Annotated in this window: 26 protein-coding genes and 1 tRNA gene; 15 read left to right on the top strand and 12 right to left on the bottom strand. The window is 43.8% G+C overall.

Translation table 11 applies throughout. The features are described 5' to 3' along the window. Window positions 1-149: 149 nt before the first annotated feature. A complete protein-coding gene (locus tag BTO09_RS10375; RefSeq protein WP_087524709.1) occupies window positions 150-2,333 on the bottom strand; it encodes a glutamine synthetase III in 2,184 nt (727 codons plus the stop codon). Between the two features lie 189 nt (window positions 2,334-2,522). Here BTO09_RS10375 and BTO09_RS10370 point away from each other — a divergent pair, with 189 nt between their 5' ends. Further along, window positions 2,523-3,533, top strand: coding sequence for a glutamine synthetase beta-grasp domain-containing protein (locus BTO09_RS10370; RefSeq protein WP_087524708.1), 1,011 nt, complete (start codon window positions 2,523-2,525; stop codon window positions 3,531-3,533). 56 nt (window positions 3,534-3,589) lie between these two features. Here the strand turns inward: BTO09_RS10370 and BTO09_RS10365 are convergent, their stop codons facing one another. After that, window positions 3,590-4,543, bottom strand: a complete 954-nt coding sequence (locus BTO09_RS10365; protein WP_087524707.1) for a calcium/sodium antiporter — start codon at window positions 4,541-4,543, stop codon at window positions 3,590-3,592. A 160-nt stretch (window positions 4,544-4,703) separates the two neighbouring features. Between BTO09_RS10365 and BTO09_RS10360 the strand changes: the two genes are divergently transcribed. From BTO09_RS10360 to BTO09_RS10350, 3 genes are read left to right on the top strand one after another with little or no spacing between them, the layout of a single operon-like run. Beyond that, entirely contained in the window at window positions 4,704-5,066 is a 363-nt protein-coding gene (locus BTO09_RS10360; RefSeq protein ID WP_087524706.1) for a BlaI/MecI/CopY family transcriptional regulator, read from the top strand. Beyond that, a complete protein-coding gene (locus BTO09_RS10355; protein ID WP_087524705.1) occupies window positions 5,066-7,492 on the top strand; it encodes a M56 family metallopeptidase in 2,427 nt (808 codons plus the stop codon). Before BTO09_RS10360 ends, BTO09_RS10355 begins: the two co-directional genes overlap by 1 nt. Window positions 7,493-7,547: 55 nt before the next feature. Next, the gene (locus BTO09_RS10350) at window positions 7,548-7,700 is read left to right on the top strand and encodes an SsrA-binding protein (RefSeq protein WP_087524704.1); all 153 of its coding nucleotides are present in this window, start codon (window positions 7,548-7,550) and stop codon (window positions 7,698-7,700) included. Here BTO09_RS10350 and BTO09_RS10345 read toward each other — a convergent pair. Then, the gene (locus tag BTO09_RS10345) at window positions 7,694-8,206 is read right to left on the bottom strand and encodes an adenine phosphoribosyltransferase (RefSeq protein ID WP_087524703.1); all 513 of its coding nucleotides are present in this window, start codon (window positions 8,204-8,206) and stop codon (window positions 7,694-7,696) included. The two genes, BTO09_RS10350 and BTO09_RS10345, sit on opposite strands and share 7 nt — an antisense overlap. 75 nt (window positions 8,207-8,281) lie before the next feature. Between BTO09_RS10345 and BTO09_RS10340 the strand changes: the two genes are divergently transcribed. Continuing rightward, window positions 8,282-8,358 (top strand) — tRNA-Arg (locus BTO09_RS10340). A gap of 391 nt (window positions 8,359-8,749) precedes the next feature. Here BTO09_RS10340 and BTO09_RS10335 read toward each other — a convergent pair. Together BTO09_RS10335 and BTO09_RS10330 are read right to left on the bottom strand one after the other, a co-directional pair. Next, window positions 8,750-9,949, bottom strand: a complete 1,200-nt coding sequence (locus BTO09_RS10335; RefSeq protein ID WP_087524702.1) for an ATP-binding protein — start codon at window positions 9,947-9,949, stop codon at window positions 8,750-8,752. Window positions 9,950-10,199: 250 nt separating this feature from the next. Beyond that, complete coding sequence (locus BTO09_RS10330; protein WP_087525544.1) at window positions 10,200-11,162, bottom strand: glucosamine-6-phosphate isomerase; 963 nt, start codon at window positions 11,160-11,162, stop codon at window positions 10,200-10,202. A 101-nt stretch (window positions 11,163-11,263) separates the two neighbouring features. On the opposite strand from BTO09_RS10330, the gene BTO09_RS10325 reads away from it, so the two are divergent. The 10 genes from BTO09_RS10325 (at window position 11,264) to BTO09_RS10280 (ending at window position 18,687) form a co-directional block, all read left to right on the top strand. Further along, window positions 11,264-12,028, top strand: coding sequence for a DUF6090 family protein (locus BTO09_RS10325; protein ID WP_157663487.1), 765 nt, complete (start codon window positions 11,264-11,266; stop codon window positions 12,026-12,028). Window positions 12,029-12,074: 46 nt separating this feature from the next. Continuing rightward, window positions 12,075-13,130 (top strand): magnesium/cobalt transporter CorA, encoded by a 1,056-nt coding sequence (gene corA, locus BTO09_RS10320; RefSeq protein ID WP_087524700.1) that lies wholly within the window; start codon window positions 12,075-12,077, stop codon window positions 13,128-13,130. Between the two features lie 242 nt (window positions 13,131-13,372). Continuing rightward, window positions 13,373-13,879: a Dps family protein gene (locus tag BTO09_RS10315; protein ID WP_087524699.1), complete on the top strand. Its 507-nt coding sequence runs from the start codon at window positions 13,373-13,375 to the stop codon at window positions 13,877-13,879. Window position 13,880: 1 nt separating this feature from the next. Further along, window positions 13,881-14,780 carry a mechanosensitive ion channel family protein gene (locus BTO09_RS10310; RefSeq protein WP_087524698.1) on the top strand — a complete coding sequence of 300 codons (900 nt, stop codon included), beginning with the start codon at window positions 13,881-13,883 and terminating at the stop codon, window positions 14,778-14,780. An 85-nt stretch (window positions 14,781-14,865) separates the two neighbouring features. Continuing rightward, complete coding sequence (locus BTO09_RS10305) at window positions 14,866-15,333, top strand: hypothetical protein (RefSeq protein WP_087524697.1); 468 nt, start codon at window positions 14,866-14,868, stop codon at window positions 15,331-15,333. A 111-nt stretch (window positions 15,334-15,444) separates the two neighbouring features. Continuing rightward, on the top strand, window positions 15,445-16,299 hold the full coding sequence (locus BTO09_RS10300; protein ID WP_087524696.1) for a helix-turn-helix transcriptional regulator: 855 nt from the start codon (window positions 15,445-15,447) through the stop codon (window positions 16,297-16,299). Between the two features lie 90 nt (window positions 16,300-16,389). Continuing rightward, window positions 16,390-16,788 carry a DUF5367 family protein gene (locus BTO09_RS10295; RefSeq protein ID WP_087524695.1) on the top strand — a complete coding sequence of 133 codons (399 nt, stop codon included), beginning with the start codon at window positions 16,390-16,392 and terminating at the stop codon, window positions 16,786-16,788. A 2-nt stretch (window positions 16,789-16,790) separates the two neighbouring features. Next, complete coding sequence (locus BTO09_RS10290) at window positions 16,791-17,279, top strand: DUF1772 domain-containing protein (protein ID WP_087524694.1); 489 nt, start codon at window positions 16,791-16,793, stop codon at window positions 17,277-17,279. 29 nt (window positions 17,280-17,308) lie between these two features. Then, entirely contained in the window at window positions 17,309-18,148 is an 840-nt protein-coding gene (locus BTO09_RS10285; protein ID WP_087524693.1) for an NmrA family NAD(P)-binding protein, read from the top strand. 113 nt (window positions 18,149-18,261) lie between these two features. Further along, window positions 18,262-18,687, top strand: coding sequence for a (4Fe-4S)-binding protein (locus BTO09_RS10280; protein ID WP_087524692.1), 426 nt, complete (start codon window positions 18,262-18,264; stop codon window positions 18,685-18,687). A gap of 86 nt (window positions 18,688-18,773) precedes the next feature. On the opposite strand, the gene BTO09_RS10275 is transcribed toward BTO09_RS10280, so the two are convergent. The 7 genes from BTO09_RS10275 to BTO09_RS10245 all read right to left on the bottom strand — a co-directional run bounded on the left by BTO09_RS10275 (window position 18,774) and on the right by BTO09_RS10245 (window position 24,986). Further along, window positions 18,774-19,592, bottom strand: coding sequence for a M57 family metalloprotease (locus BTO09_RS10275; RefSeq protein ID WP_232454948.1), 819 nt, complete (start codon window positions 19,590-19,592; stop codon window positions 18,774-18,776). A gap of 157 nt (window positions 19,593-19,749) precedes the next feature. Further along, a complete protein-coding gene (locus tag BTO09_RS10270) occupies window positions 19,750-20,025 on the bottom strand; it encodes an ATP-dependent Clp protease adaptor ClpS (RefSeq protein ID WP_087524690.1) in 276 nt (91 codons plus the stop codon). Window positions 20,026-20,034: 9 nt separating this feature from the next. Further along, the gene (prmA, locus tag BTO09_RS10265; RefSeq protein ID WP_087524689.1) at window positions 20,035-20,865 is read right to left on the bottom strand and encodes a 50S ribosomal protein L11 methyltransferase; all 831 of its coding nucleotides are present in this window, start codon (window positions 20,863-20,865) and stop codon (window positions 20,035-20,037) included. Continuing rightward, window positions 20,865-21,620: a triose-phosphate isomerase gene (gene tpiA / locus BTO09_RS10260; RefSeq protein ID WP_087525543.1), complete on the bottom strand. Its 756-nt coding sequence runs from the start codon at window positions 21,618-21,620 to the stop codon at window positions 20,865-20,867. Before tpiA ends, prmA begins: the two co-directional genes overlap by 1 nt. After that, a complete protein-coding gene (locus tag BTO09_RS10255) occupies window positions 21,617-22,690 on the bottom strand; it encodes an ABC transporter permease (protein ID WP_087524688.1) in 1,074 nt (357 codons plus the stop codon). The genes tpiA and BTO09_RS10255 overlap by 4 nt, the downstream gene beginning before the upstream one ends. After that, entirely contained in the window at window positions 22,690-24,411 is a 1,722-nt protein-coding gene (locus tag BTO09_RS10250) for a BT_3928 family protein (RefSeq protein ID WP_087524687.1), read from the bottom strand. The genes BTO09_RS10255 and BTO09_RS10250 overlap by 1 nt, the downstream gene beginning before the upstream one ends. Window positions 24,412-24,428: 17 nt before the next feature. Next, window positions 24,429-24,986, bottom strand: coding sequence for a DUF1599 domain-containing protein (locus BTO09_RS10245; RefSeq protein WP_087524686.1), 558 nt, complete (start codon window positions 24,984-24,986; stop codon window positions 24,429-24,431). Window positions 24,987-25,062: the final 76 nt, after the last annotated feature.

Here is a 25,062-nt window from a genome sequence, read left to right as displayed (position 1 = left end):
AAGTAGGAAAAATATGCCGACATCATACCCGATTTCTTCGGCAAAGGACACAAATAAATCGGAGATACTATATGTTAATATTTTGTTAAATCAAAAAATCGAACGAAAACGATTTCGGAACACCCGTAGAACTACGTAGAAACACCTACTTAATTAGTAAATAAAAGTTCGCGATACTTTGTAAGCGGCCACAACTGATCATCCACAAGAAGCTCTAACTTGTCACAACTGCGTCTAATATCCTGAATATGAGGCAGTACCTTTGAACAATACGCTTCTGCTCGCTCACTTGCCGACAAAACATTCGCTTGTTTTCGCTCCAGGATCATCTGGGCCACTCCTTTATTGATATCGCGAATATGACTCGAAATCTGCTCCAACAACTGCATTGGTTCTTCTGTAAAGTCTGTTGTGGTTTTCCCGTACACCGCTTGAAGGCCGGCTATATTCTCTAACAGTATATTTTGATAACGTATAGCAGTAGGGACGACATGGTTTCTGGCAATATCGCCAAGCACTCGTGATTCTATCTGAATACGCAGTGCATATTCTTCTACCTCGATCTCATAGCGGGCTTCTACTTCGGTCTTGCTCAAGATTCCCAAGGATTCGAATAAGGCTATGCTTTCTTTGCTGATCTTTGCCTTCAAGGCTTCTGGCGTGTTCTTGGCATTGGACAGTTTTCGCTTGGCCGCCTCCTTTTCCCAGGCAGCTCCATAACCGTCTCCCTCGAAACGAATGCGCTTAGAGTCCTTAATATATTCTCTAAGCACATTAAAAATGGCATCGTCCTTTTTCATGCCCTTTTTATCGATCAAGGCATCCACCTCTTCTTTGAATTCTTGCAGTTGCTTGGCCACTATAGCATTAAGCACTGTCATGGAGTTGGCACAATTAGCGCTGCTTCCAACTGCGCGGAACTCGAATTTATTTCCGGTAAAGGCAAAAGGAGATGTTCTGTTTCTGTCTGTATTGTCCAGTAAGATCTCCGGGATCTTACCAACCACATTGAGTTTGAGCTCTGTTTTTTCCTGCGGAGATAATTTCCCGCTGGTCACCTTTTCTAATTCATCTAAAACTGCGGTGAGTTGCGAACCGATAAATACAGAAATTATAGCAGGAGGAGCCTCATTGGCACCCAAACGATGATCGTTACCCGCACTGGCTATAGAAGCACGTAAAAGCGCTTCGTGAGTATTGACCGCTTTGATGGTATTGATAAAGAAGGTCAAAAACTGCAGATTTTTCATCGGAGTACTTCCCGGACTCAGTAAATTGATCCCCGTATTGGTTTGCAAAGACCAGTTGTTATGCTTGCCCGATCCGTTTATGCCTGCAAAGGGCTTCTCGTGAAATAGCACTTTGAAATGATGACGCTTAGCCACCTTGTCCATCACATCCATTAATAAGGAGTTGTGATCGACAGCTAAATTGGCTTCTTCAAAAATTGGAGCTAATTCGAACTGATTCGGCGCAACCTCATTGTGTCTCGTTTTCACGGGAACACCGAGCAGCATACATTCGTGTTCCAATTCTCGCATAAAGTTCAATGCGCGAGATGGAATCGATCCGAAGTAATGATCATCTAACTGCTGGCCTTTGGCCGACGCATGGCCCAAAAGTGTACGACCCGCTAACATGATATCTGGGCGAGCAGCTGCTAAGGCAGCATCAATTAAGAAATACTCTTGCTCCCAACCCAAAGTCGCATTGACCTTGCTTACGTTCTTGTCGAAATAGCGCGCAACAGCAGTAGCAGCTCCATCAACGGCTTGTAAAGCTCTTAATAAAGGAGTTTTGTAATCCAAGGCCTCTCCCGTATACGAAACAAATACTGTAGGCACACATAAAGTAGTGCCATAAACGAAGGCTGGAGAAGTAGGGTCCCAAGCTGTATAGCCTCGAGCCTCAAAGGTATTTCTAATGCCTCCGTGAGGAAAACTACTGGCGTCGGGCTCTTGCTGTACCAATTGACCGGCGCCCAATTTTTCTATAACGGTTCCGTCGGACTGGGTTTCAAAGAAGGCATCGTGCTTTTCTGCTGTGGAGCCTGTTAGCGGCTGAAACCAATGCGTATAGTGCGTAGCACCTTTAGAGATAGCCCATTCTTTCATACCTGCGGCGATATGCCCTGCGGTCTGTCTGTCTATCTGATCGCCCTTCTCTATGGCTGCCTGAATGGTTTGGTAGGCATCCGAAGTAAGATACTGCCGCATTGCAGCATCGTTAAATACGTGTTTTCCAAAAAGCTCTGAACGTCTTCCGGCTTCTTCAACCTTTTTTATATCACGCTGTAAAGCGGTTTGCAGTGCATTAAAACGAATTTGTGCCATAAGTCCGATTTTTGGCAAAAATACAATTTAAAGGACACAAAATTATAGATTCTAAAATTTGACCCCCTATTTTTATGGGGGTATCAACAAAATATTTGATTTTGTTGAAAACTTACCCCCTATTTCTTTAGTGGTTCATTAAAGAATATTACTTTTGCAGCGTTCATTTAATATTGAAGTATATATATTATGAGTAAATCTAAACTAGAGTACATTTGGTTGGACGGTTACTACCCCACCCAAAACATGCGAAGCAAGACCAAAGTGGTTGATGATTTCAGTGGAAAATTGGAAGATTGTCCTATCTGGTCTTTTGACGGCTCTTCTACCAAGCAAGCGGAGGGTAACTCATCTGACTGTTTGTTAAAACCCGTAGCTATTTATCCAGACCCTGCACGTAGAGATGGGTACTTGGTTATGACAGAGGTATTGAATGCTGATGGAACTCCACACGAGTCCAACGCACGTGCCACCATTGATGATGACGATAACGACTTCTGGTTTGGATTTGAGCAGGAGTACTTCATTATGGACAAGCACACCCAGCTTCCCCTAGGTTTCCCAATTGGCGGATACCCTGGACCTCAAGGAATGTATTACTGCTCTGTAGGTGGAAAGAACACCCACGGACGTGATTTCGTTGAAGAGCATGCAAATTTGTGTATCGACGCTGGATTGAACTTTGAAGGTATCAACCAAGAGGTTGCTTCCGGACAGTGGGAATTCCAATTGTTCGCTAAAGGAGCAAAGAAAGCTGGAGATGAGATCTGGGTAGCGCGTTACCTATTAGATCGTCTTACAGAACAATACGACTACTATATTGAATACCACCCAAAACCTGTAAAAGGTGACTGGAACGGATCTGGTATGCACGCGAACTTCTCTAACACTACCTTGCGTACTTGTGGATCGCAAGAGGTATACGAGAAGATCTGTGAAGCTTTCCGACCAGTAACTAAAGAACACATCGAAGTTTACGGTGAATTCAACGATCAGCGTTTGACAGGATTGCACGAAACTGCATCTATCAAAGACTTTAGCTATGGTATTTCTGACCGTGGAGCTTCTATCCGTATTCCTATTATTACTGTAGAGAAAGGATGGAAAGGATGGCTAGAAGATCGTCGTCCGGCATCTAACGGAGATCCGTATAAGATCGCAGGAAGAATCATCAAAACTGTTAAGTCCGCAAATATCTAATCCTAAGATTAGCACATATACGTTAAAGAAAGCGCCTGTTTGAACAGGTGCTTTTTTTATATAAAGGCCATAGCGATAAAGACTGCATAGCCGATAACCAATAGCAATCCTTTGTAACGGCCAAGGGTAAAACGTTTGGGTATAAAAGCCAGCGGGATAAGGACGAACGCAAAGGACAGCATCCAGATGATATCTGCAGTAAGCACCTTAGGGTCGTTTAAAGTAATCGGCTGAATAAGTGCTGTTAACCCTAGCACAGAGGCAATATTAAAAATATTGGAACCAATGAGGTTCCCCAAGGAGATGGCCTTTTCTTTTTTGAGCGCTGCTATAACGGAGGCCGCCAATTCTGGCACCGAAGTCCCAATAGCGATCATGGTCACGGCAATTACCCTTTCACTTATGCCTACTGCTTCGGCTATATTCACAGCTCCTTTGACCAATAACTCACTTCCTCCCCAAAGGGCAATACCACCAATGACCAGCCAGATGATTATTTTGGCTCCGGATGTTTTTGCTAAGGCCCCATTAACACTCTCCTCTCCTTCACTCTTTGCTCGCAATCGCGCGCGACGGATCAAAAGATAGAGATAAGCCACCAAGGATATTACCAAGATCAGCCCCTCGTAAAAAGAAATGACCTTATCATTGAGCAGGAACAAGTACAGCGCTCCACTAAGCAGCATCATTACCGGCCAATTGAATTTGTAAAAGTCCTTGTCTATGGCCAGGGGCATGATCACAGCAGTAACCCCTAGAACCAATGCAATGTTCGCAATGTTGGATCCTATCACATTGCCCAATGCAATATCAGAATAGCCGTCCAAGGCTGCTTGGAGGCTAACCAAGAGTTCGGGTGCAGAAGTTGCAAAACTCACCACGGTGAGCCCAATGACCATTTTGGAAAGCTTGAGTTTAAAGGAAAGGGCAACAGAAGAGCGTACTAAGTACTCACCACCCACCACTAACAGCGTAAACCCTACTAGGATAAACAATGCATTTAAAAACATAGACGCAATAGATTGAAGCGAAGATACTACAATATTAAGGGACGAACAATGACCAAAAACAGGGAATTTTTTCTGCTTTAAACAATAATTAACTATAATTGTAGTTGTATAACTAGAAAAATAGTTATAGCTTTGGATAAATCAATTCAAGCGTCGTATTATGGAAAGACTTACCAATAAAGAAGAAGCGATCATGCAAGCGCTGTGGAAACTTAAAAAAGCTTTTGTCAAGGAGATCTTGGCCGAGCTAGACCACAACAATCATTACAATACGGTATCGACCATAGTGCGCAATCTGGAAGAAAAAGGTTTTATCGGGCACGAAGCCTTTGGAAAGACCCATCAATATTTTCCCTTAGTAAGTAAGGAAGCATACACCGACACCTTTATGAGTTTGGCCAGCGAGCGCTATTTTGACAGCAGCTACAAGAACATGGTCAGCTTTTTTGCCAAACAAGAGAAAATCAGCGCCAAAGAACTCAAAGAGATCCTCGCCATTATAGAGAACAAAAAAGAAGACTAATGGAACTGTTTTACTATCTGATCCGGTCGGCGAGTATTTTAGGCCTGTTCTATTTGGTCTATTGGTTTGCCTTACGAAGACATACTTGGTTTATCGCCAACAGACAATATTTAATATCCGGCATACTGGCAGCACTTCTCTTGCCTTTGGTAGAATTCACCAAGACGGTCTATTTGCCAGCTCCGCAGACCGAACCAGCACTTGAATTAATTGGCACTGCCCTACCCATAGAAACACTCGACACTACAACTTCCGCTGCGCCCTTTGATTGGGTATGGTTGGCCGTTTGTCTTTATATATTGGGTTGTTTGGTTGGACTGATCCGATTCGGCTACCAAAGTTGGAGCTTATTAAGAGTGCTTAAAAAAGGCAATTACTCCAAAAAGAATGGCTTCTATTATATAGAGACCACACAGCGTTTGGAACCTTTTAGCTTTTTTAAGTATTTGGTCTACAACCCAAATTTACACGCCTGCGAGGAGTTAGCAATGATCTTAGAGCACGAACGTGCTCACGCCAAAGGTTGGCACTCCCTAGACGTTTTGCTGAGCAACGCACTGACCATAATCCATTGGTTGAATCCGTTGGCTTGGTGGTATAAAAAATCGATCATACAAAATTTGGAATATATAGCTGATCAGCTAACAGTTAGAGAAATTCCTTCTAAAACCGCTTATCAGCTAGCCCTGGTCAAGGCTTCTACTGGAGCACAGCACTTGGCGCTTAGCAATTCCTTTTATCAATCATTCATCAAAAATCGAATAGTTATGTTAAATGCAAACCAAAGCCGCAAAATCAAGAAGTGGCGCCTATTATTGATCTTACCACTACTGGTGGTCTTTATGTACAGTTTTAATGTGAATACGGAATTTGCCTATTTAGACAAGGAGCCAGCCGTAAGCAGTGTGACTGCTGTACCTTCGTTCTTGATAGACAAGAATTCCACCGCTGCGGATCTAGAGACCATAGAGACCTTCTTTGCCGAAAATCACCCGGAAGTTAGTATTGAATTCAGCAATGAAAAGTGGATAGACCAGCAACTTACCGCCTACCAGATGGAAGTTTTATTCCCCGGCTCGGGTACCAGTGGTGGCAAACTCATAGATGAGCGCACCGACGAGGCCGTGATCCCCAGAGTTATTTCATTTAAACAAGGGCCAGCTGTTGTTATAGAACATTTAGAAGATCGGGAAGATTATATGGTCATTGACCTCAACGGGATCACCTATTTCAATCCTGAGATAGACCTTGAAACGCAAGAGTTGAAATCCGCAGTGCCTTCCGAAGCAGGTAAATCAGATGAAGAAGCAGCTAAACCCGGACCAAATTCTGGCTCAGAACAAACATCCGAGACCGCTACTTCAGATTACTTATACATAATCAATGAAAAACCATGGAAACGCGAGGATTTTCCGGAAGGCAAAACTCTCAAAACACCAGGACATATTGAAATCCTTAGACCTAACGATGGCCTTAAAAAGTATGGATACACAGGACCAGCCGGACTTATAGTAGTTCATGGCAAGGCTCGTTTTGAGGACAATGCGCCTACAAGCCAAACCACTGTTACTGGATATACCAATGATGTAAAAGTAAAGATCTCTGCCAGTATGAGTAAAGCAGAACTCGACGAGAAGATCGCTTATTTGCGACAAAACCATGACATCGAATTGGTTATCGAAGACATCCAATACAACGCAGACAACCAAATTCGCAGCATAAAACTGCGCTATAGTCGCGAAGGCAGTAGTGGTCATTACGCGATAAATAACGACGACAAAGCCATAGACGATATCATTTTGGTCTTTGGCGCAGATGGCAGTATGAGGAGTTACTCCGGAGGGCAAGTAGCCAATGCCCGCTCTGTTGCCCGTAGAGCCGCCTCTGAGGCGCGCAAACAGGCTACAGACGCTCGTAGACTTGCTAGAGCCGATCAGCTGGAAGCCCGTAAGGCCGAAATGGCAGCCAAAAGAGATGAAATGCGTCTTTTACAGGAAGCTAAGAAAGCAGAAATGGTCGCTATGACCGATGCTCAAAAAGCCGAGATGAAGGCAGAGATCGCCGCCTTACGCGCCAAAGAAAGAGCGATAGCCGCAGAACAACGCGCTTTAGCCAGCAGCAGAAGAAGTAATGCACGCGCTAGAGGGTACGCGCGTTCCGGCAACCGCGGAAGAACAGCTACTGTTACCGGCAGTGTTGTTTCTGATGTGTACATTACCAAATACACTACCGATGCCGACTTGGCCCAGATAAAAAAAGAACTGGCTGCCGAAGGTGTTAGCTTTAGCTACAAACGAGTAAAGCGCAATGCTGCAGGCGAGATCACTGGGATCAAGATCACTTTAGACAACAACGAAGGCAGCAGATCGTCAACTCAAGTTTCTGGGAAAGAAGACGGTATAGACGATATTCATTTGGAATACTAGCGTATTTGCCAATCTAGAAAAGCCCCGAGTTCGGGGCTTTTTTTATATTTACGCCATGGCGAATTTATACAAAACACTGGCCAAGATCAATAAAGCCATACTACCAAGTATGACCAAAAAAGGCTTGGACCTGGCCAAAGCCAAAAAATGGCAATTGGCGCTTATAGGCTACAGAGCTTGGGTAACCAAAAAGGCCTTAGATCAATAGCGCAGCACACTGTATGACTTATGGCCTTGGAGTTTTGCTGCTCCATCGAGAAAGCTGAGCTCCATTAAAAAACTACAAGCCATTACTTCTCCCCCTAGAGATTCTATCAAGGTACAGGCCGCTGCGGCAGTACCTCCTGTAGCCAAGACATCGTCGTGCATGATCACGCGATCTCCGGGAACAATAGCATCACTGTGGATCTCTATAGTATCTGTTCCGTATTCCAGATCGTAAATCTGTGAAGCCGTCTTATAGGGTAACTTTCCAGGCTTTCTCACAGGGATAAACCCGAGATCGAGCTCTTGCGCAATGGCCATCCCAAAGAAAAATCCTCGAGATTCTACCCCAACCACTTTGGTAGCCTGTAAATCTTTTAAAGGCTCCACCAGTTGCTGTAGGCAATAGTCTCTCGCCTGAGGATCTAACAATAAAGGAGTTATGTCTTTAAAACTGATTCCGGGTTTAGGGAAGTCCGGCACGATGCGAATAAACTGATTGAGATCCATTAATTTTTTAAATAATTGGCTTTGTCGTAAATTTAAAAAGAAATATATTTGCACCCGCCTAAAAAGGTAAACAACGGCCTCGTAGCATAACTGAATAGTGCACTTGATTACGGCTCAAGAGGTTGCAGGTTTGAATCCTGCCGAGGTCACCACAAGCATGAAACCACACTCAACCGAGTGTGGTTTTTTCGTTTATGGAAAAATCAAGTTTACTTGAATTTTGGAATAAACGGAAAAATCAAAACCCACGCTTAAGGCGTGGGTTGGTTTCTTATTTTCAAGAGAGAGCTTTGTCAGGAACTTTGCGTCTTTGTTCACCGTAGCTTTAGCGCAGGTGAAAGCAAAGAATCCTGATTTCTGCCTTCCGCTTTCGCGGCTATCTCACTCAAAGGTCTACCAGACCTTTGGTTTTTTCAAAACTTCGTTCGATAAGGTTTTGAGCTTTCCATTTAGACTATGGAGCTTTGTCAGGAACTTTGCGCAGCAAAGAATCCTGCAATTTAGGCCCTCCGCTTACGCGGGTGCCACCATCAAACATCCAAACTACATCGGCAACTCAAACCTAAAAGTAGTTCCGTTCCCGTTTTCGGATTCCAGCTGAATGCTTCCCTTTAGACTGTCAATCACTTTTTTAACTGTCGCCAATCCTATCCCCGTGCTGGTTCGCCCGAACTTATCTGTGGATTGCAGCGCGGTGAATAATTCAAAGACAGCTTCCTGAGATTCCTCAGGGATTCCAGGACCATTGTCGGAGACCTCAAAGCGATAAGCTTTCTCTAATTCTCGGCAGCGTATGGTGATTACCGCTTGCTCCTTATCGTTATGTTTGATGGCATTGGCGATCAAATTCACAAAGATCTGTGTTAAGGCTGCTTTATTCATGTGTAGCTTAGAGGGAACTACATCCAACTCAAAGTGAACAGATTCATCTGCGCGGAACAGACCTAGTAAATCCTTAAAATACGCTTCACTTTTTTCCCAGGAATGTGCCTGTTTTAAGGCCTCATCGGTTTTATAAAACCTCAAAACACCGTCTATATAATCGCGCAAGGTATCTGAGGATTCCTTGATGTATTCTAGATATTGTCTTGTTTCTTCATCCAAGTTGGCCTGATTGTCCTGCTCGATCAGCTGTGTCAAAGCGGTAATTTGCGCCAATGGAGACTTGAGATCGTGCGAAACCACACCGGCAAATTTTTCGAGGTTGTCATTGCGTTGTTCCAAGGTCTTTTGAAGCTTCTCCAATTTGAGATTCTTATAATGTGCTTCAAAAAGTCGTATGACTTGTTGTGCCATAGCAATTAGAGCCTCTTGCTGCTGACTTGTTAAGGTCCGGGGTTTGGTATCATAAACGCAAAGGGTTCCCAATCGGTAGCCGTCTGGATCCACCAAGGGAGCACCTGCATAGAAGACCGCTTGATGCTCTGACACTAATGGATTATCATGAAATCGCTCATCCTTACGCGCATCCTCAACGATCATGATTTGATCGTCAGAATTAATCGCATGTCCGCAAAAGGAGATCTCTCTGGGCGATTCATTAAAAGGAATACCGTGATGCGACTTCAAAAAATTACGCTCTCTATCTAACAAACTAACCAAAGAAATTGGAGCTTCGCAAACCAAAGCCATCAGGGCAGTGATATTGTCAAAGCTTTCTTCTGGTAAGGTGTCTAACAGCTGATACTTCTCTACAGCTATCTGACGTTCAAATTCATTTTCAGGATATTGTGGGGGAATCATAGGTCGCTGAAATTCAATACGCAACGAAAGTATAAAATTAGATTAGCAAACCACTAGATTTAGAGAATATAATAATCATATCTGATGGAAATGATCAAACCCGCGCCAGCGACCTAGAAGCAGAACGCAGTTCGCTTCTAGGCTTGTCGCAGCGGCATCCTTGGAGCAAAGCGACAAGATACAGCGGAGAGCGCGGTGGTGAAGTGAGCTTTGCACTACTTCACCAGGCGCCCAAAAAAATAAATTTTATTTAATGCGCTTCCGGTCTAAGCGGTCCGGCTAGCTCTTTCATAAAAATAAGCCTGCCTGGAATAGTTGGCATCCAGCTGGAAGTTATCCAACGAGAAGGTCCGTATTGCAAAGTTACACATAGGCTCATACCTTGCCAGCAAGCACCTCGCGAAGGATAGATACCGTCTGCACCACCGATGCAATAATCGCTTTCTAAGAATAAACCAGGACCAACCGTGTTCGCCCAACAAGGAATTAGAGTAAAACGGCTTGCAAAACTGTGTAGCGAATTCTGTTCTACAGTAAGCGGATGCAAGGCCTGCCCTATTCTGTGGGTTTGCGATCTCCAGTCGGTGTCGTTGTCGTATTCATCGCCAATTTGAGGCTCCCAAAAAGCGATATGACAGGCACGACCAATGCCATATACAGTGACCAATTTGCCTCCGGACCCCTTGATAGCTTGAATCTTTGTGGCATAAGTGGGTAAATTCTCCTTAGTGGCAAAATTACGTTGCCCCTGAGGTACTGTTAAGTCCCCTAAAGGTTCAAATAAGGCTTCGTTCATGGCCTTTTCAAAGCCTCCGTCCTGATCGGGTGGCATGGTGTTTCCATCGCGGTCCGACCACTCGTCCATGTTAAAGGTAGTCATATGGTCTGCAGACACCTGATTCCTAGTTAGTATATCTACTACATACTTATACATACCCATGGGCCCAACAGGAAGAATGATCGCCAACTGCTGGTTGTTGGCACGGGTATCCATGATCACCTGAGCGATCTCCTCGCCCATGCGCTGCTCCATCTTTTGTAAGCTATCTACAGCTTCTGGAGCGAACTCATCGTGCCAAAACGAAGCGCGCTTGGTCACTCCCTCTAAGCCCAGATCACAGCATTGATCGATCTTTTGATAGTCCCAACCTGTGGGGTAAAATCCTTCTAGCAAAGAACCCTTTACGGTGTTTGCAAAGTCTAATTTGGCCATACTTTTTGGTTTTGCGTTGTTAGGTTTATCCTTGCGGATGTAGTCTAATAAAGGTATCAAAAAAATAAATGAATTACCTTAGTGAAAACTATCGCAACGGCATGGCCAAGATTTTTCGCAAATTCCGCTTAAAACACATCAAAACCGGCAAACTGAAACAATATACCTTATACGCCATTGGAGAAATTCTCTTGGTAGTAATTGGTATTTTGATAGCGCTAGGTATAAACAGTCGTGTTGAACAGAACAAACAAAAGGAGCTGGAACAAACCTATTTAAAAGCCCTTTTGAATGATTTTGAGATCAATCAGCGGAAGCTAAACAACCTAATTGCAGCAAATCAGAACAACTACGACAATTCCCTAAAGCTCATAGGGCTAATTGGGAAAGAGCAAGTAGAAGAGAACGAGTTTGCCAAACTGATGGTCACCACCTTTTCGTACGACATTCACTACAATCCTAACAATGCGGTACTGGACGAATTGCTCAATACCGGGAATCTAAAAAGCATTTCCTCTACTTATCTGAGGCAGCGCCTCACGGTTTGGATAGCGACCTTGGACGACGTAAAAAGTCAAGAGGAGGAACTCGCCAAACAACGCGAGAAAGCCATGGAGATCTTGTTGTCTGACAAATACAATATGAGATCCCTATTGGATGAGACGGGTATAAGTATCGATGAGCTCAAATTGGCTCCAACTGCAAAAGAATCGGCCTTCGAAGATCTGCTCAACAACAATAGTTTTGAAAGCCGAATGCTACTGTTTGCACTCACCAGCCGCGGGACTCAGTTAGAACATTACTTGCCGCTTAAAGAAGAAATTGATAATATTCTAAAGACCTTGGCAGAAGAATTAAACGATTAAGGTCAAATCTTTTCTTACTTTTAAGAGATAGAAAAGCAATTGCCGCATGAGCAGATCTCGCAAAAAAATTGGTTTAGCCCCTGGAACCCTTGTCTTTACAGGAAACAAAAAACTTGACAAGGTTATAATTCACAAGCTGTCTTATGACTCTGAACAGCTGGAACAAGGGGAACTCGACAGCCATAGCGAGCATCGTATAGCTCCATTAGACAACAAAAAAGTAGATTGGTTCGATGTGCGCGGCATGCACGATACGGAGCTTATTGCAACCTTGGGAGCCAATTTTGGGATGCATCCACTTACCCTTGAAAACACGGTTGATATTCATCAACGTCCTAAATTCGAGGAATACGAGAACGGCTTTTTTATCACCTTAAAAGCCTTGCGATTCAATGCGGACACCAAATCTGTAAATAACGAACATTTGGCAATTTATGTGACCGATGGCGCCGTTATCAGTTTTCAGGAAACAGAAAGTGACTTGTTCGAACCCGTACGCGAGCGTCTGGAAAAAAGTAGCGGACGCATCCGCAGCAGAGGTGCCGACTATTTGGCCTTTGCGCTGATGGATGTAGTGGTTGACCATTATTATGTGGTCATTGAAGGGTTTGAAGAAGTGATCAATAGACTGGAAGACGAACTCACCGAAGATCCAACCACAGAGATCAAGGGCGAGATCCATCAGCTTAAAAAAGAACTCCTACGGATCAGAAAAAAAGTGATCCCCTTACGAGAGGCCACTTCGCAATTCTCTAAATCTGAACACCGCTTAATTGCAGATACTACTCCTATTTTTGTTCGCGACCTTTACGAACACACTGTTCACGTTATAGATAACCTAGACTCCAACCGCGACCTACTAAACGGACTGCAGGACCTCTATATCTCCGAACTGAGCTTTAAGATGAACAAGGTGATGCAGGTACTTACGCTTGTGTCTACCATTTTTATTCCCCTGACCTTTTTGGCCGGGATCTACGGAATGAATTTTACCAACATCCCAGAACTCAACTATAAGTATGGCTATTTTATACTGCTTGGGGTGATGTTTGTTATTAGTATTATTCTGATATTCTTCTTTAGACGTAAACACTGGCTATAATTGTTAAAGGATTTTAACAGCTAACAGCCTCATTTAACGATTTTTATAATTTATAACTAGAAAAATAGTTAAAGGCCGTTAAAGGCCTTGACAAACTTCCTCTCAGGTTTATATTAAGAGTGTACCATTTACAAAAGCAGTGTCGCTCCGGTACCTATTTATCTTAAACTGATGAGCTTTCTTTGGTGCTTTCTGCACCCCTCATCCACACTGCAATCGTTTATTAACTCTAAAATTTCAGCATGAATTATTTAAACATGAATGATGAGAAATTGTTGCCTGTTGTGATCGAACTCAACACCCTACTGGCAGAATATCACATCTACTACCAAAAATTAAGAAACTACCATTGGAACATTCTCGGAAAGAATTTTTTCGACCTGCACGACAAGTTCGAAGAATTGTACGGGCAAGCGCGAATCCGCATTGATGAGATCGCAGAGCGCATCTTGACCTTGCGTTATCACCCAGTAAGTAAATACAGTGATTACTTGAGAATTTCCAAATTAGAAGAATCGGAAAGCATTAAGACCGATCGCGAAATGGTGATCAGTATCTTGAACGACCATAGAATGCTACTGGCACAAATGCGAACTGTCATGTTGCATGCAGAAAATGCAAAAGATGAAGGAACCTTGGATATGCTAGGGGCCTACATAAGAGACATGGAGAAAGCAAGTTGGATGCTCAACGCTTGGTCTAAACGTAACGAAGAGACCTTGGCTACGAGTCTAATCGAGGAGGCATAAGATGGCATTTCAAGAATTAGAATCAGCAAATCAAGTAACCGATAAACTGTCCGGCTGGTGGGAGACCTTTGTAGATAATCTTCCCAACCTAGGAGTAGCCCTAGCAGTACTGATAGTGTCTTTTCTGGTATCCAAATTGGTTTACCGCGCAGTTTTAAAACTGATCTACAAGCGAATCAACCAAACCAGTGTTACCCAACTCATTGCACGTACCGCATCAACCGTGGTGGTACTCGGAGGATTGATCCTCGCCTTGGTTTCCTTAAATTTAGGGAAAGCCCTAACAGCCATGCTATCGGCCGCCGGTGTATCCGGATTGGTAATTGGTTTGGCGCTACAAGGAACACTCTCTAACCTGATCTCAGGTATCGTGTTATCCTTTAGAAAGAATATTAGCATAGGTGATTGGATAGAGTCCAACGGCTACGCAGGCGAAGTAACCGACATCAATCTCAACTATTTTGTGATGCGCGAGGCAGACAATAACATAGTAGTATTGCCTAACCGTAAGATCATGGAGAATCCCTTTAAGAATTTCTCTAAAACCACAGAGATGCGTATTACCTTGAATTGCGGTGTAGGATACGAATCGGATCTTGAAAGAGTACAAGCGATCACAAAAAAAACTATCGCAGCGCATTTTGACCAGGAAGAACTGGAGCGCGAATTGGAATTCTATTATACCGAATTTGGAGACAGTTCTATCAACTTTATCAGTCGTTTCTGGATCAAAGGTGCCAATGGCTTAGACAAACTTAGAGCAAAGAGTAAGGCGATCATCGAACTCAAAAAGGCGTTCGATAAGGAAGGAATTAATATTCCGTTCCCCATACGAACCCTGCAATTCGACAATGCATTGCCGCTCAGCCAAAAACCCGAAAAAGCCTTTTCAGAGAACTAGTTGTCCGCAGACAAAGACAACATTGATATATCTCTAGGTCTAACGACCTCCGGCTTAAACCATTATTAATACTAAAAACAACAAAATGAAATATTTAAAATCCATTATAACCGTAAGTGCAATTGCATTTACCCTTTCACTCAGTGCACAGAGTAATGTGCAAACCATAGACGAAACGACCTATAAGAATTATCAGATCGAGCGCAACGGAGCAGATAGCTTCTATACCTTGAAGATCGAGAGTATGCGTGATGAGGTTGTAGCCTTAGAAAAGTCTGACCGCTATGATCTGAATCAAGATCGAGTGAACAAAACCGACAAAGTCACCAAACGCATCAGCATTGATGCAGACAATGATGGCATCTATGATAGAATGATTACCATGAGTTACGACTCTGAAGCCGAAGACAGCTTTTCCATTGTCCCTAGCACCGACGGATTTTTGATCACTGTAGTCGGAGAAGAGATTGAGTATAATTTGCTCAAAAAAGACTATGAAATAGAAAAGAAGTATGTCGATTTGTTTGATATCATGCTGAGTGAGACCAAATAATTGATCTCACAGGAGTTGAAAAGCCAGCCTAGCGCTGGCTTTTTTTATGGCTATTATTCAAGGCTTTAGCTTGAATATAGCTTGCGGATTGATTATTTTTATGCTTCCGCTATGAATCGAGATACCATAGATATAAACGACTTTACAGTTCTTGTAGAGATCAACAAATCAGCAGAAGACGTAATAGACGCTTGCCGCTTTGATGAGCCTGTTGTGGCTGTGGCATTTTACGGTTCCGGGAATGTAAGCCTTAGTATGGAATGGAATGATCAAGTGATGCAATACCAAGGAACCCAAGGCTTGGCACTTTCTTTTTATGCGGATGAAAATGTGAATTGTGTACACAGGGTATCTGCCGATAAACCTTTGGAGTGTATAGTGGTGGCCACAGCACTGCGCAAACTGAATGAATTGCCAAATGAAGAAGGGGAGATCTTTTCGGAGATGCTCAACGAACTGGTAAATCCCAGTGATAATTATGTAGAGGGGCCCCAATTCTTTATGAGTCCTGCCATGCAGCAAATAGTCGATTCTATTTTTGCCAACACCTTTACAGGCAAGACCAAAATGATGTTCTTTAGATCTCAGATCACTGTCCTGCTATCTCATTTCTTTGGCCAACTGGCAGAATCCTATCAGCAAAAGAACAAACCGGAAGAAACCGACAAGCTGCAAAAAGCCAAACAAATTCTAACGAATAACTTAGACAATCCTCCTTCTTTGACAGAACTGGCCAAAAGCATTGGGATCAATTCTACAAAGCTCAAGAAAGATTTTAAAGCTGTATTTGGAGTCCCTGTTTTCAAATATCTACAAAACGAAAGGCTCGCAACTGCCCACGACTTGATACGCTTGCAAAATGCTACGGTTCAGGAGGCAGCCTGGCAGGTAGGCTACGACAGTCTCAGTTCATTCTCGAACGCATTTGCCAAAAAATTTGGCTACAGGCCTAGTCAGGTGAAGTAGCGCACCTTTCGAACAAATCATACTTCCTTTCGAATAAATAAAGCCGACTAGCGCAACCTAGTTTTGACGTGTAATTAAAAACTATACGTCATGAAAACTATTAGAGCTATAAGTATTGGACTCACTATTTGGTGCCTGGGCGTAGCTAGCTTTGTTCTGGCCTACGGCTTACCTATAATTGACAATCAGGTCCTACAAGCCAATGTGGCTTTAGTCCTTATCATTATTCCTTTGGTTTGGGCAGGAAGTCACTTCTACTACAAAAAGGACCGCAGCACAAACGGTTTGCTATTGGGAACTTTCTTCTTTCTGATAAGCGCCGGGCTAGATGCTTTGATCACAGTACCCTTTCTCATTTTGCCACAAGGCGGCAGTTACACCAGCTTTTACAGCGACCCTTGGTTTTGGCTGATAGGACTGCTTATGGTAGGCGTATCGAGCTTTTACTTTCAGGCCAAAATCCGCAGTAAATCACCAATCAATCTATAATCATGTTACAGCTCACCAACATCAATTTAGCAGTTACCATTGTACTAACCGGACTCACTGCAGGGCTCTGTTTTACTTGGGGCAATGCAGTGACCCCAGGAATTGGCCAACTCAGCGACAAAGGCTTTTTGGAAGCTTTTCAGCAAATGAACCGGTCCATAATCAACCCGAGTTTCGCTCTGGTTTTCTTCGGACCCTTGTTTGGTCACTTACTGAACGTATATCTGCAACGAAGCACCCTAGATCTAAGCTTTTGGCTTTTTACTCTGGCAGCGCTCTTATACCTAGGCGGTCTGGTCTGTATTACCATTTTCAAGAACATCCCGCTCAATGAGATATTAGATGCTGCCGATCTAACCACAGCCACCGTCGCAGAACTGCAAGACCTTAGAAAAACCTTTGAAAAGCCATGGAATATGTGGCACAATCTGCGCACCCTGAGCAGTACAGCAGCTTTTCTGCTGACCGTATTAGGGGCACTTATCAAATAATTAATCATATCACGTAAAATCAAATCACAATGAAAAATCAATTTTTAATTCTAGGAGGAACAGGTAAAACAGGAAGTAGAATAGCAAAGCGTTTACAAGAACGCGGGGAGCTTGTTCGCCTTGGTTCCAGAAGTGCAAATCCGGCCTTTAATTGGGAAGATACTAGCAACTGGGCCCATGTACTTCACGGCATTACCCACTTGTATATCACTTATCAGCCCGATCTTGCGGTACCAGGAGCCTTTGAGGCCGTGAGCGAGCTGGTAGCTCAGGCAAAAGTTGCTGGGGTTCAGAAGATAGTGTTACTCTCTGGCAAAGGGGAAACAGAAGCACAGCGCTGTGAGCACCTAATAAAGGATTCTGGAATCGACTACACCATCATTCAATGTAATTGGTTCAGTCAAAACTGGAGCGAAAGCTTCTTAATGGAACCTGTATTGGCCGGTCATGTCGCCCTGCCGATGTCTACCTATAAGATTCCCTTTGTAGATGCCGATGATATTGCCGATGTGGCAGTAGAAGTATTCTTAAACCCAGCCCATAACGGATTAACTTACGAACTAACAGGGCCTAAGAGCTACACGTTTAGAGAAGCCGTTGCAACTATAGCAGAGGCAAGTGGGAGATCCATTGGATTCACTCCTGTGAGTATAGCAGACTATAAGGCCGTTATGCAGCAAATGGGCTTGGGCGATGATTACGTTTGGCTCATCACCTATTTGTTCACGGAGGTAATTGGAAACCCAGACAATTCCATAATTACCAACGACATAGAAAAGATCATCGGACGCCCAGCCAAAGACTTTCAACAATACGCCAATGAAATGGCTTCAAGTGGGGTTTGGAGTCTGAGTGAAAAGGCAGTTTAAATGCTGGTTAAAATGGATCGTCGAATTGATGATCCATTTTAGCTTTTGGGTTTTTAGACCGATTCTTGCCAGCGCTTAAGCAGTACTTCGTAACTTATTGAAAAATTAAAGCCATGAGTAACGAAGTCCGCAAAGAATATTCCAACGGAGAGATCACTGTGATCTGGAAACCCAAACTCTGTATTCACGCCAAAGAATGCGTGAGCCGTCTGCCTGAAGTTTACGATCCGGAGAAACGTCCGTGGATACAGCCGGAAAACCCTTCCGCAGCTGCCTTAAAAGAACAGATAGACGCTTGTCCGTCTGGGGCTTTAAGCTATAAGATGGAAGGCGAAGCCGCTCCAGAAGCACAAAGCATGGAAACCAAAGTAGAAGTATTGGAGAACGGTCCGCTTTTGGTTTACGGAACCTTAAAGGTCACCGATGCTGCAGGAGCTACCGAAACCAAAAACAGAACCACGGCCTTTTGTCGCTGTGGTCAATCGCAGAACAAACCCTATTGCGATGGGGCTCATGTGGAGGCCGATTTTAGAGGTTAACCTTATACGCATAAAAAGTGAAAACCACCCCTCGGGGTGGTTTTCTTTGTTAAGGAAAAAATAGTAGTGATGGTTAGTATTATTCCTTAGTACATATTACGCAAGGCTGTAATATCATTAGCATTGAACTCTCCGTCCTCGCTAGCGCTGAAACAAGCCAACATCACAGAAGTAGAATCATAACCGGTAGGTGTACCTGCAACATGAATTGCACCTACACCAGCTGACCCTTCGTTTACGTTTTGCCCACAACTTTGTCTGCTAAAGTAGTCTGTGTGTCTAAAACCAACAGAGTGACCAACTTCGTGAGTGATCACGTGTTCGTTCACATTGGTTGAATACCCATCAAGTCCGTAGATCTGCACCCACTTGTACGGTAGCCCTGAACTTGGGAAACCAGCGCTTCCACCGGCTCCAGACTGAGTAGGATTGTTGTAAACCACCATGTCTTTGTCACCATAGTTGGTTCCAAAGGTCAGCGTGAAGCTAATAGAAACTCCACTCAAGCGGTTATAATTGTTAACAGCCCATTGTAAAGCAGTTCTGGCACGGCTAGAAAGACCATAACCTCCGCCACCGGTATAACCGATGATAGTGATGTTTCGGCCTTGCTGTACCAAATTAGAAGTACGGTACTGCTTTGCCAGAGGGTCTGCATCTAAGCTAGCAGCCATCTCTGCTAGTTGCTTCTCTGTCATTACAATGTCTTCTTCAATGAAGAGACGCTCCTCACTGCTTCCGTCTGGGAAGAAGAATTCATCGTAACGAATAAAATTGTGGTTCAATCCCAAATCTTGAACCTGCTCCACTACCTTTTGAGGTACTGGTTTTACCAGGTTGGCTTCTTCAATTTGGGCTTCGGTTTCTGCATCTTCTGAACAAGCAGAAAATACGAGTGCTGCCATAAGTAGGAGAGCACTTTTTCTAAGTACGTTTTTCATAGAAATCGCAATTAATGATTAGTGAAAATTGAATGATTTCCTTGAAGTTACGAAAAGAGAGGCTAACTAATGTTAGTAAAAAAGGCGGTAGCTAAAAGTTTGTGGTTCAGCCATAAAAGCCTTACACAATTTCGGCACTAAGGCCTGCATTGAGCAATTTTGTGCATCTGGGTTTGAGGTCTTCGTAGGGTCCGGTCTTCACGGTACACTTTCCTTTATAATGCACAATTAAGGAACACTGTTCTGCCTGTTCTGGTGTGTGGTCACAGGTGGCAATTAAACAAGAGATCACGTGATCAAAGGTGTTCACGTCGTCATTGTACTGGATGATCTCGTTCTCACGCTGCTCCAGTACATCGACATCTAATTCTTCTTGATATTTCTCTTGTCCACTCATTATCAGGGGCTAAAATACAAATTTGGCCGCAATCCAACCGTCGCGACTTTTATATTTAACGGGAGTTCCCCCCAGTTTGGTACAAGCCGCTTCTAAAATTTCACGATCGGCTTCTAGATACCCACTCAGGTAGATGGTCCCCCCTTGCTTCAACACCTTAACATAGGTTTGCAGGTCTGACAATAAAATATTTCTGTTGATGTTCGCTATAATGGTATCGAATTGCCGATCTCCCAAAATACTGGCATCTCCTTGTTTTACCACAATATGAGGCTGGCCGTTGCGATCAATATTCTCCAAGGAGTTCTCGTAACACCACGCATCTATATCGATGGCCTCCACATAGGTGGCTCCGCGCATGGCAGCCATAATGGCTAGAACAGAAGTCCCACACCCCATATCTAGCACGGCTTGCCCTGCAACCTCATCTTCTAAGAGAAAACTCAGGATCATATGTGTGGTAGCATGATGCCCAGTGCCAAATGACATCTTGGGTTCTATGATAATAGTATAGTCGGTTTCTGGCGTGTCTGTATGGAAAGGTGCTTTTACCGTGCAGCGATCGTCTACAACAATGGGATTAAAATTCTGCTCCCAGGTGGCATTCCAGTTTTGTTGCTGAATTTCTGCTTGAGTAAAGCTTATCTGAACCTCCTCAGAATTTAAGATAAAGATGTCTTCTAGTAACTGCGGATGCCAATCTTCCTTTTGAATATAGGCCTTGACCCCATCTTCAGTTTCCACAAAACTCTCGAACCCAACTCCCCCGAGTTCGGCAATAAGGATCTCGGTAAAGGGTTGAACCGGATCTAGGGTAAAAATGTACTCGATATAGATCATTATACCGGGAAAGCATTGACTATAGCGGTAAAGCTATCGGCCTTTAAAGAGGCACCTCCAATTAGACCGCCGTCTACATCTGGTTGTCCAAAGATCTCTGCAGCATTGTTAGGCTTTACACTACCTCCGTAAAGAATGGTCACATTTTGCGCCAAATTATCGTTGTAACGAGCAGCCATATTACTGCGGATGTAAGCATGCATTTCCTGAGCTTGCTCTGGTGTTGCAGTCTCGCCTGTTCCAATGGCCCAAACAGGCTCATAAGCCAACACGATCTGCTCATAGGCAGACTCCTCAAGATCGTAAAGCGCTCCTTTTAATTGGGCAGCGACGACATCGAAATGTTTACCGGCACGGCGATCTTCTATCACTTCTCCGAAGCAAAAAATAACTTGTAAACCAACAGCTAAGGCCGCTTTTACCTTTTCTGCCAATAAGGCCTCGTCTTCGCCAAAATAGGCGCGCCGTTCGCTGTGACCTAATATAACGGTATCTACACCCACGCTTTTTAACATGGCTCCAGAGATCTCTCCTGTATAGGCGCCACTCGCATGCTGATTCATGTTCTGAGCAGCAACACTGATCTTTGAACTAGCAGTCTGATCTACTGCAGCAGCTAGATTCACAAAGGTTGGAGCAACCATTACTTCTACTCCATCTTTGAGTTGTTCGTTCTTTAGGGCGGCGATCAAGGCCGCAGACTCCTGCTTGTCACAATTCATTTTCCAGTTTCCGGCAACTAAAGGTCTTCTCATTCCAGTCGTATTTTTGGGTCGAGCCATCCGTAGATCACATCGACCATGATATTAATTATTATAAAGAGGAGAGCTATCACCAAGACAGCTCCCATTATTATTGGCAAATCTAAGGTATTCAGCGCATCTACGATCTCTTTTCCCAAACCATTCCATCCAAAAATGAACTCCACAAAGACCGCTCCTGCCAGCATAGATGCAAACCAACCAGATACGGCGGTAATCACCGGGTTCAGCGCATTCTTTAGTGCATGACGCCAGAGCAAACGCAGGGTGCTCATCCCCTTTGCTTTGGCAGTTCTGATATATTCTTGTTGCAAGACCTCCAAAAGGCTGTTGCGCATCAATTGGGTCACCACAGCCAAAGGACGTATCCCCAAGACTATAGCCGGTAAGATCAAATTCTTCCACTGGATGCTTATGCCTTCGCCAAAGTCATCTACTTCATAAAGACTACCGGTCATGTTCAAACCAGTGATCTCGTGCCATAAAAATCCAAAGAGCCAAGCAAAGATGATCGCACTAAAAAAAGAAGGCAAACTCATGCCTAAAGTACTTATGATCTGAATCAACTTATCGACCCACTGGTCTTTGTACCAGGCCGAAACCACGCCTAAGACACCACCTAAAAGCATGGCCAAACTTATCGCCGAAACGGCTAAAACCACAGTGTTGGGTAAGGTTTCGCCTATAACTTGAGTTACGGGCTTGCCTGTCTTTTGAAAGCTCTCTCTTAAATAGGGGGCTTTTACGACCACTTGGGTTTCCCCTACAGTAAAGAGTTCGGTGGCGGAGTACTTCCCTGGGCTTAAATAGGTATAGTTATCTGTATTGGTAGCATGAAAGGAAAGCGGTGAAAGATCGTTGAGATAATATAGGTATTGTGTGCCGATAGGCTTGTCAAAACCGTACTTCTTCTTAACAATAGCTAATTGTTCGGCACTTTCGTTTTGACCTAGCATCATTTGCGCCGGATCTGGCAGGAGTGTAAAGAGCAAAAAGATCACGGTGACCACACCAAATAGTGTGAGCAGTCCATAACCGAGTTTTGCCAATACGTAACCTATCACTATTGCTCCTCTTGTTGTACGTCTTCTAAGGTCAGTACCTTGTACTGAAAATCTTCGCCGAAGAGATCTGCAGCATACTCCTCTATAGTTTGTGTGAAGCCAGCAGCTTTTCGTCTTTCATTAACGGTTTCCGGATCGCGTATAGGCCAAATGAAATCTCCTCGCGCATCGCTATAAGACATTCCTTGGGTTCCGTATTCTTGCAACTTGTTCTCATTCATCAGATAGCGGTCTTCCATCATGGCGACCAAGCGGAAAGGCAGCTCGTCTTTTGCGGCGGCAGCTTTCATCATATCCAAATAATCTGGGATCTTCTCCGGATTGTGCTGTATCACATACCAAGCCGCTGTACTTGTGGATTCGCCAACAACGCTTTTCCCAGGGTATCCCTGCGTATTTAAAATCCGCTCTACAAAGAGCAAATTACTTTTATCTATGGCCATTTGCTTACCCCAAAGATCCCCGTTGTATTCGTCTGGCGATAGACCCATGGCTTCTCCTATGGCCTTACGCTCCTCGTCGGAACTCGCCATAATAAGTTTACGATAACGTTGGTCCAAAATAGCAATACTGTCCAGTCGACGTTTCAAATTGAAATCTAGATTGGGCATGGCTCCTTCTAACTCGTTGAGCTGTAATTCGAGCGCATCGTTCCAGTGCAGCTTCTGCATGATGGTCCCTTTCTGAAGTTCCAAAACTCCAGGGTTGGAACGAATTATGGTCTTAAGGGTGGTCTCATCGCAGAAATAAAAGTCAAAATTCAGCTCGTATTTTTCCTTTAAAATTTCGGTCTCTTCGGCACTAGAGGCAGACATTCCAATAACCTTATAGCCGTTCTTAATAGCTTGATTGGTTATGGCTCTAATATTGTCGTAACCTTCTAATTCAGTATTGGAAAGCGAATAGGCCACCACTACGATCAGGTTAGGTTCTTCCAATAAGACAGCAGCCTGATCCTCGCCATTGCGTTCTATGGTAAAATCGTGAATAGGCGGTTCGTAACCCTCTTGAACCAAATTGGTTTCGTAACCAATAAGTTCCCCTTCTGTATCTGGATAGTCTCCAAAGGTCTTATTTTCTTTCTCTTGACCGTTCACATCGAATTTCCAAGTGTACTCGTAAATCGCCTTTGGCGCATCAGCAGGAACACTCATACCCTCTTGAATATTGGCTCCTATTTTATAAGGCCTAAAATCGATGGCTGGTAAATGCATAAGCACGTGGTAGCAGAAAACCATGGAGGCTACAAAAGACAACAAGACCACTGCCCTACGCACTTGTTTGTCAAAGAAGGGTTGAATGTGTTTTTGCCCAATGAACAGAATTAAAATAAGCACCAAAAGGACCAAATCCTTGTAGAAGCTTTCCCAAGGTGTGAGTTTCATAGCATCTCCAAAGCAGCCACAATCGGTCACCTTTCCAGTTACTGCAGAATAGAAGGTCAAGAAAGTGAAGAAAACGATCATCAGCAGCAAACTCCAAACCGTGAACTTACGGGCATAACCTAAAATAATCATCACTCCAAGCAGTACCTCGTAGATCACAACCACCACCGCTATAAGCAGTGCAAAGGGTATCAGGAATTCCAGATTAAGAACCTCCGCAGCAAAGTATTCTTTGAGTTTAAAGGAAAAACCAACAGGATCGTTGAGTTTGATGAATCCACTGATAAGAAAAAGGATTCCGACAAAAATTCGAGAAAAGCCTACTAAATATTTCAAACTATATGGGAATTGGATTAAACTTCGGTCGCAGCCTGGGCATGTCCCATATGAATGAGCGCAAAGACCGCATAATTGATCATGTCCTGATAATTGGCGTCTATTCCTTCTGACACCAAGGTCTTACCTTGATTGTCCTCTATCTGCTTTACGCGCAGTAGTTTCTGAAGGATAAGGTCCGTAAGGGAGCTCACGCGCATGTCACGCCAAGCTTCACCATAATCGTGGTTCTTGTCAAGCATCAATTGCTTGGTGATAGCGATCTTTTCGTCGTATTGACTCACAGCCTGATCCAGGTTGAGATCGGGTTGTTCTACCACCCCTAATTCCAGCTGAACCAAAGCCATCACACAGTAATTGATGATCCCGATGAATTCTGGCGCTTCTCCCTCATCGACCTTGCGCTGCTCGTTTTGTTGCAAGCTGCGAATGCGCTGGGCTTTGATAAAGATCTGATCGGTCAGCGACGGCAATCTTAATATGCGCCAAGCACTACCGTAATCTTTCATTTTCTTAATGAACAAGCTTCTGCATTGGGCGATAACCGCATCGTATTGCATTGCTGTTTGGGCCATAAAATCGTCGGATTGTTTGCGTAAATTTCGCTTAAATTATTGAAAAGTTCACGCCTTTTTTGAATCTTTTAGAATT

The sequence above is a fragment of the Gilvibacter sp. SZ-19 genome, assembly GCF_002163875.1.
In the GTDB taxonomy this organism is placed as follows: Bacteria; Bacteroidota; Bacteroidia; order Flavobacteriales; family Flavobacteriaceae; genus Gilvibacter.
The sequence above is the reverse complement of the archived record's forward strand: the minus strand, read 5'-3'. Positions and strand labels throughout refer to the sequence as shown.

Bases quoted from the DNA above. Each gene is read 5' to 3' on its own strand.
- BTO09_RS10375 (WP_087524709.1), bottom strand. From the start codon at position 2,333: ATGGCACAAATTCGTTTTAATGCACTGCAAACCGCTTTACAGCGTGAT.
- BTO09_RS10370 (WP_087524708.1), top strand. From the start codon at position 2,523: ATGAGTAAATCTAAACTAGAGTACATTTGGTTGGACGGTTACTACCCC.
- BTO09_RS10365 (WP_087524707.1), bottom strand. From the start codon at position 4,543: ATGTTTTTAAATGCATTGTTTATCCTAGTAGGGTTTACGCTGTTAGTG.
- BTO09_RS10360 (WP_087524706.1), top strand. From the start codon at position 4,704: ATGGAAAGACTTACCAATAAAGAAGAAGCGATCATGCAAGCGCTGTGG.
- BTO09_RS10355 (WP_087524705.1), top strand. From the start codon at position 5,066: ATGGAACTGTTTTACTATCTGATCCGGTCGGCGAGTATTTTAGGCCTG.
- BTO09_RS10350 (WP_087524704.1), top strand. From the start codon at position 7,548: ATGGCGAATTTATACAAAACACTGGCCAAGATCAATAAAGCCATACTA.
- BTO09_RS10345 (WP_087524703.1), bottom strand. From the start codon at position 8,206: ATGGATCTCAATCAGTTTATTCGCATCGTGCCGGACTTCCCTAAACCC.
- BTO09_RS10335 (WP_087524702.1), bottom strand. From the start codon at position 9,949: ATGATTCCCCCACAATATCCTGAAAATGAATTTGAACGTCAGATAGCT.
- BTO09_RS10330 (WP_087525544.1), bottom strand. From the start codon at position 11,162: ATGGCCAAATTAGACTTTGCAAACACCGTAAAGGGTTCTTTGCTAGAA.
- BTO09_RS10325 (WP_157663487.1), top strand. From the start codon at position 11,264: ATGGCCAAGATTTTTCGCAAATTCCGCTTAAAACACATCAAAACCGGC.
- corA (WP_087524700.1), top strand. From the start codon at position 12,075: ATGAGCAGATCTCGCAAAAAAATTGGTTTAGCCCCTGGAACCCTTGTC.
- BTO09_RS10315 (WP_087524699.1), top strand. From the start codon at position 13,373: ATGAATTATTTAAACATGAATGATGAGAAATTGTTGCCTGTTGTGATC.
- BTO09_RS10310 (WP_087524698.1), top strand. From the start codon at position 13,881: ATGGCATTTCAAGAATTAGAATCAGCAAATCAAGTAACCGATAAACTG.
- BTO09_RS10305 (WP_087524697.1), top strand. From the start codon at position 14,866: ATGAAATATTTAAAATCCATTATAACCGTAAGTGCAATTGCATTTACC.
- BTO09_RS10300 (WP_087524696.1), top strand. From the start codon at position 15,445: ATGAATCGAGATACCATAGATATAAACGACTTTACAGTTCTTGTAGAG.
- BTO09_RS10295 (WP_087524695.1), top strand. From the start codon at position 16,390: ATGAAAACTATTAGAGCTATAAGTATTGGACTCACTATTTGGTGCCTG.
- BTO09_RS10290 (WP_087524694.1), top strand. From the start codon at position 16,791: ATGTTACAGCTCACCAACATCAATTTAGCAGTTACCATTGTACTAACC.
- BTO09_RS10285 (WP_087524693.1), top strand. From the start codon at position 17,309: ATGAAAAATCAATTTTTAATTCTAGGAGGAACAGGTAAAACAGGAAGT.
- BTO09_RS10280 (WP_087524692.1), top strand. From the start codon at position 18,262: ATGAGTAACGAAGTCCGCAAAGAATATTCCAACGGAGAGATCACTGTG.
- BTO09_RS10275 (WP_232454948.1), bottom strand. From the start codon at position 19,592: ATGGCAGCACTCGTATTTTCTGCTTGTTCAGAAGATGCAGAAACCGAA.
- BTO09_RS10270 (WP_087524690.1), bottom strand. From the start codon at position 20,025: ATGAGTGGACAAGAGAAATATCAAGAAGAATTAGATGTCGATGTACTG.
- prmA (WP_087524689.1), bottom strand. From the start codon at position 20,865: ATGATCTATATCGAGTACATTTTTACCCTAGATCCGGTTCAACCCTTT.
- tpiA (WP_087525543.1), bottom strand. From the start codon at position 21,620: ATGAGAAGACCTTTAGTTGCCGGAAACTGGAAAATGAATTGTGACAAG.
- BTO09_RS10245 (WP_087524686.1), bottom strand. From the start codon at position 24,986: ATGGCCCAAACAGCAATGCAATACGATGCGGTTATCGCCCAATGCAGA.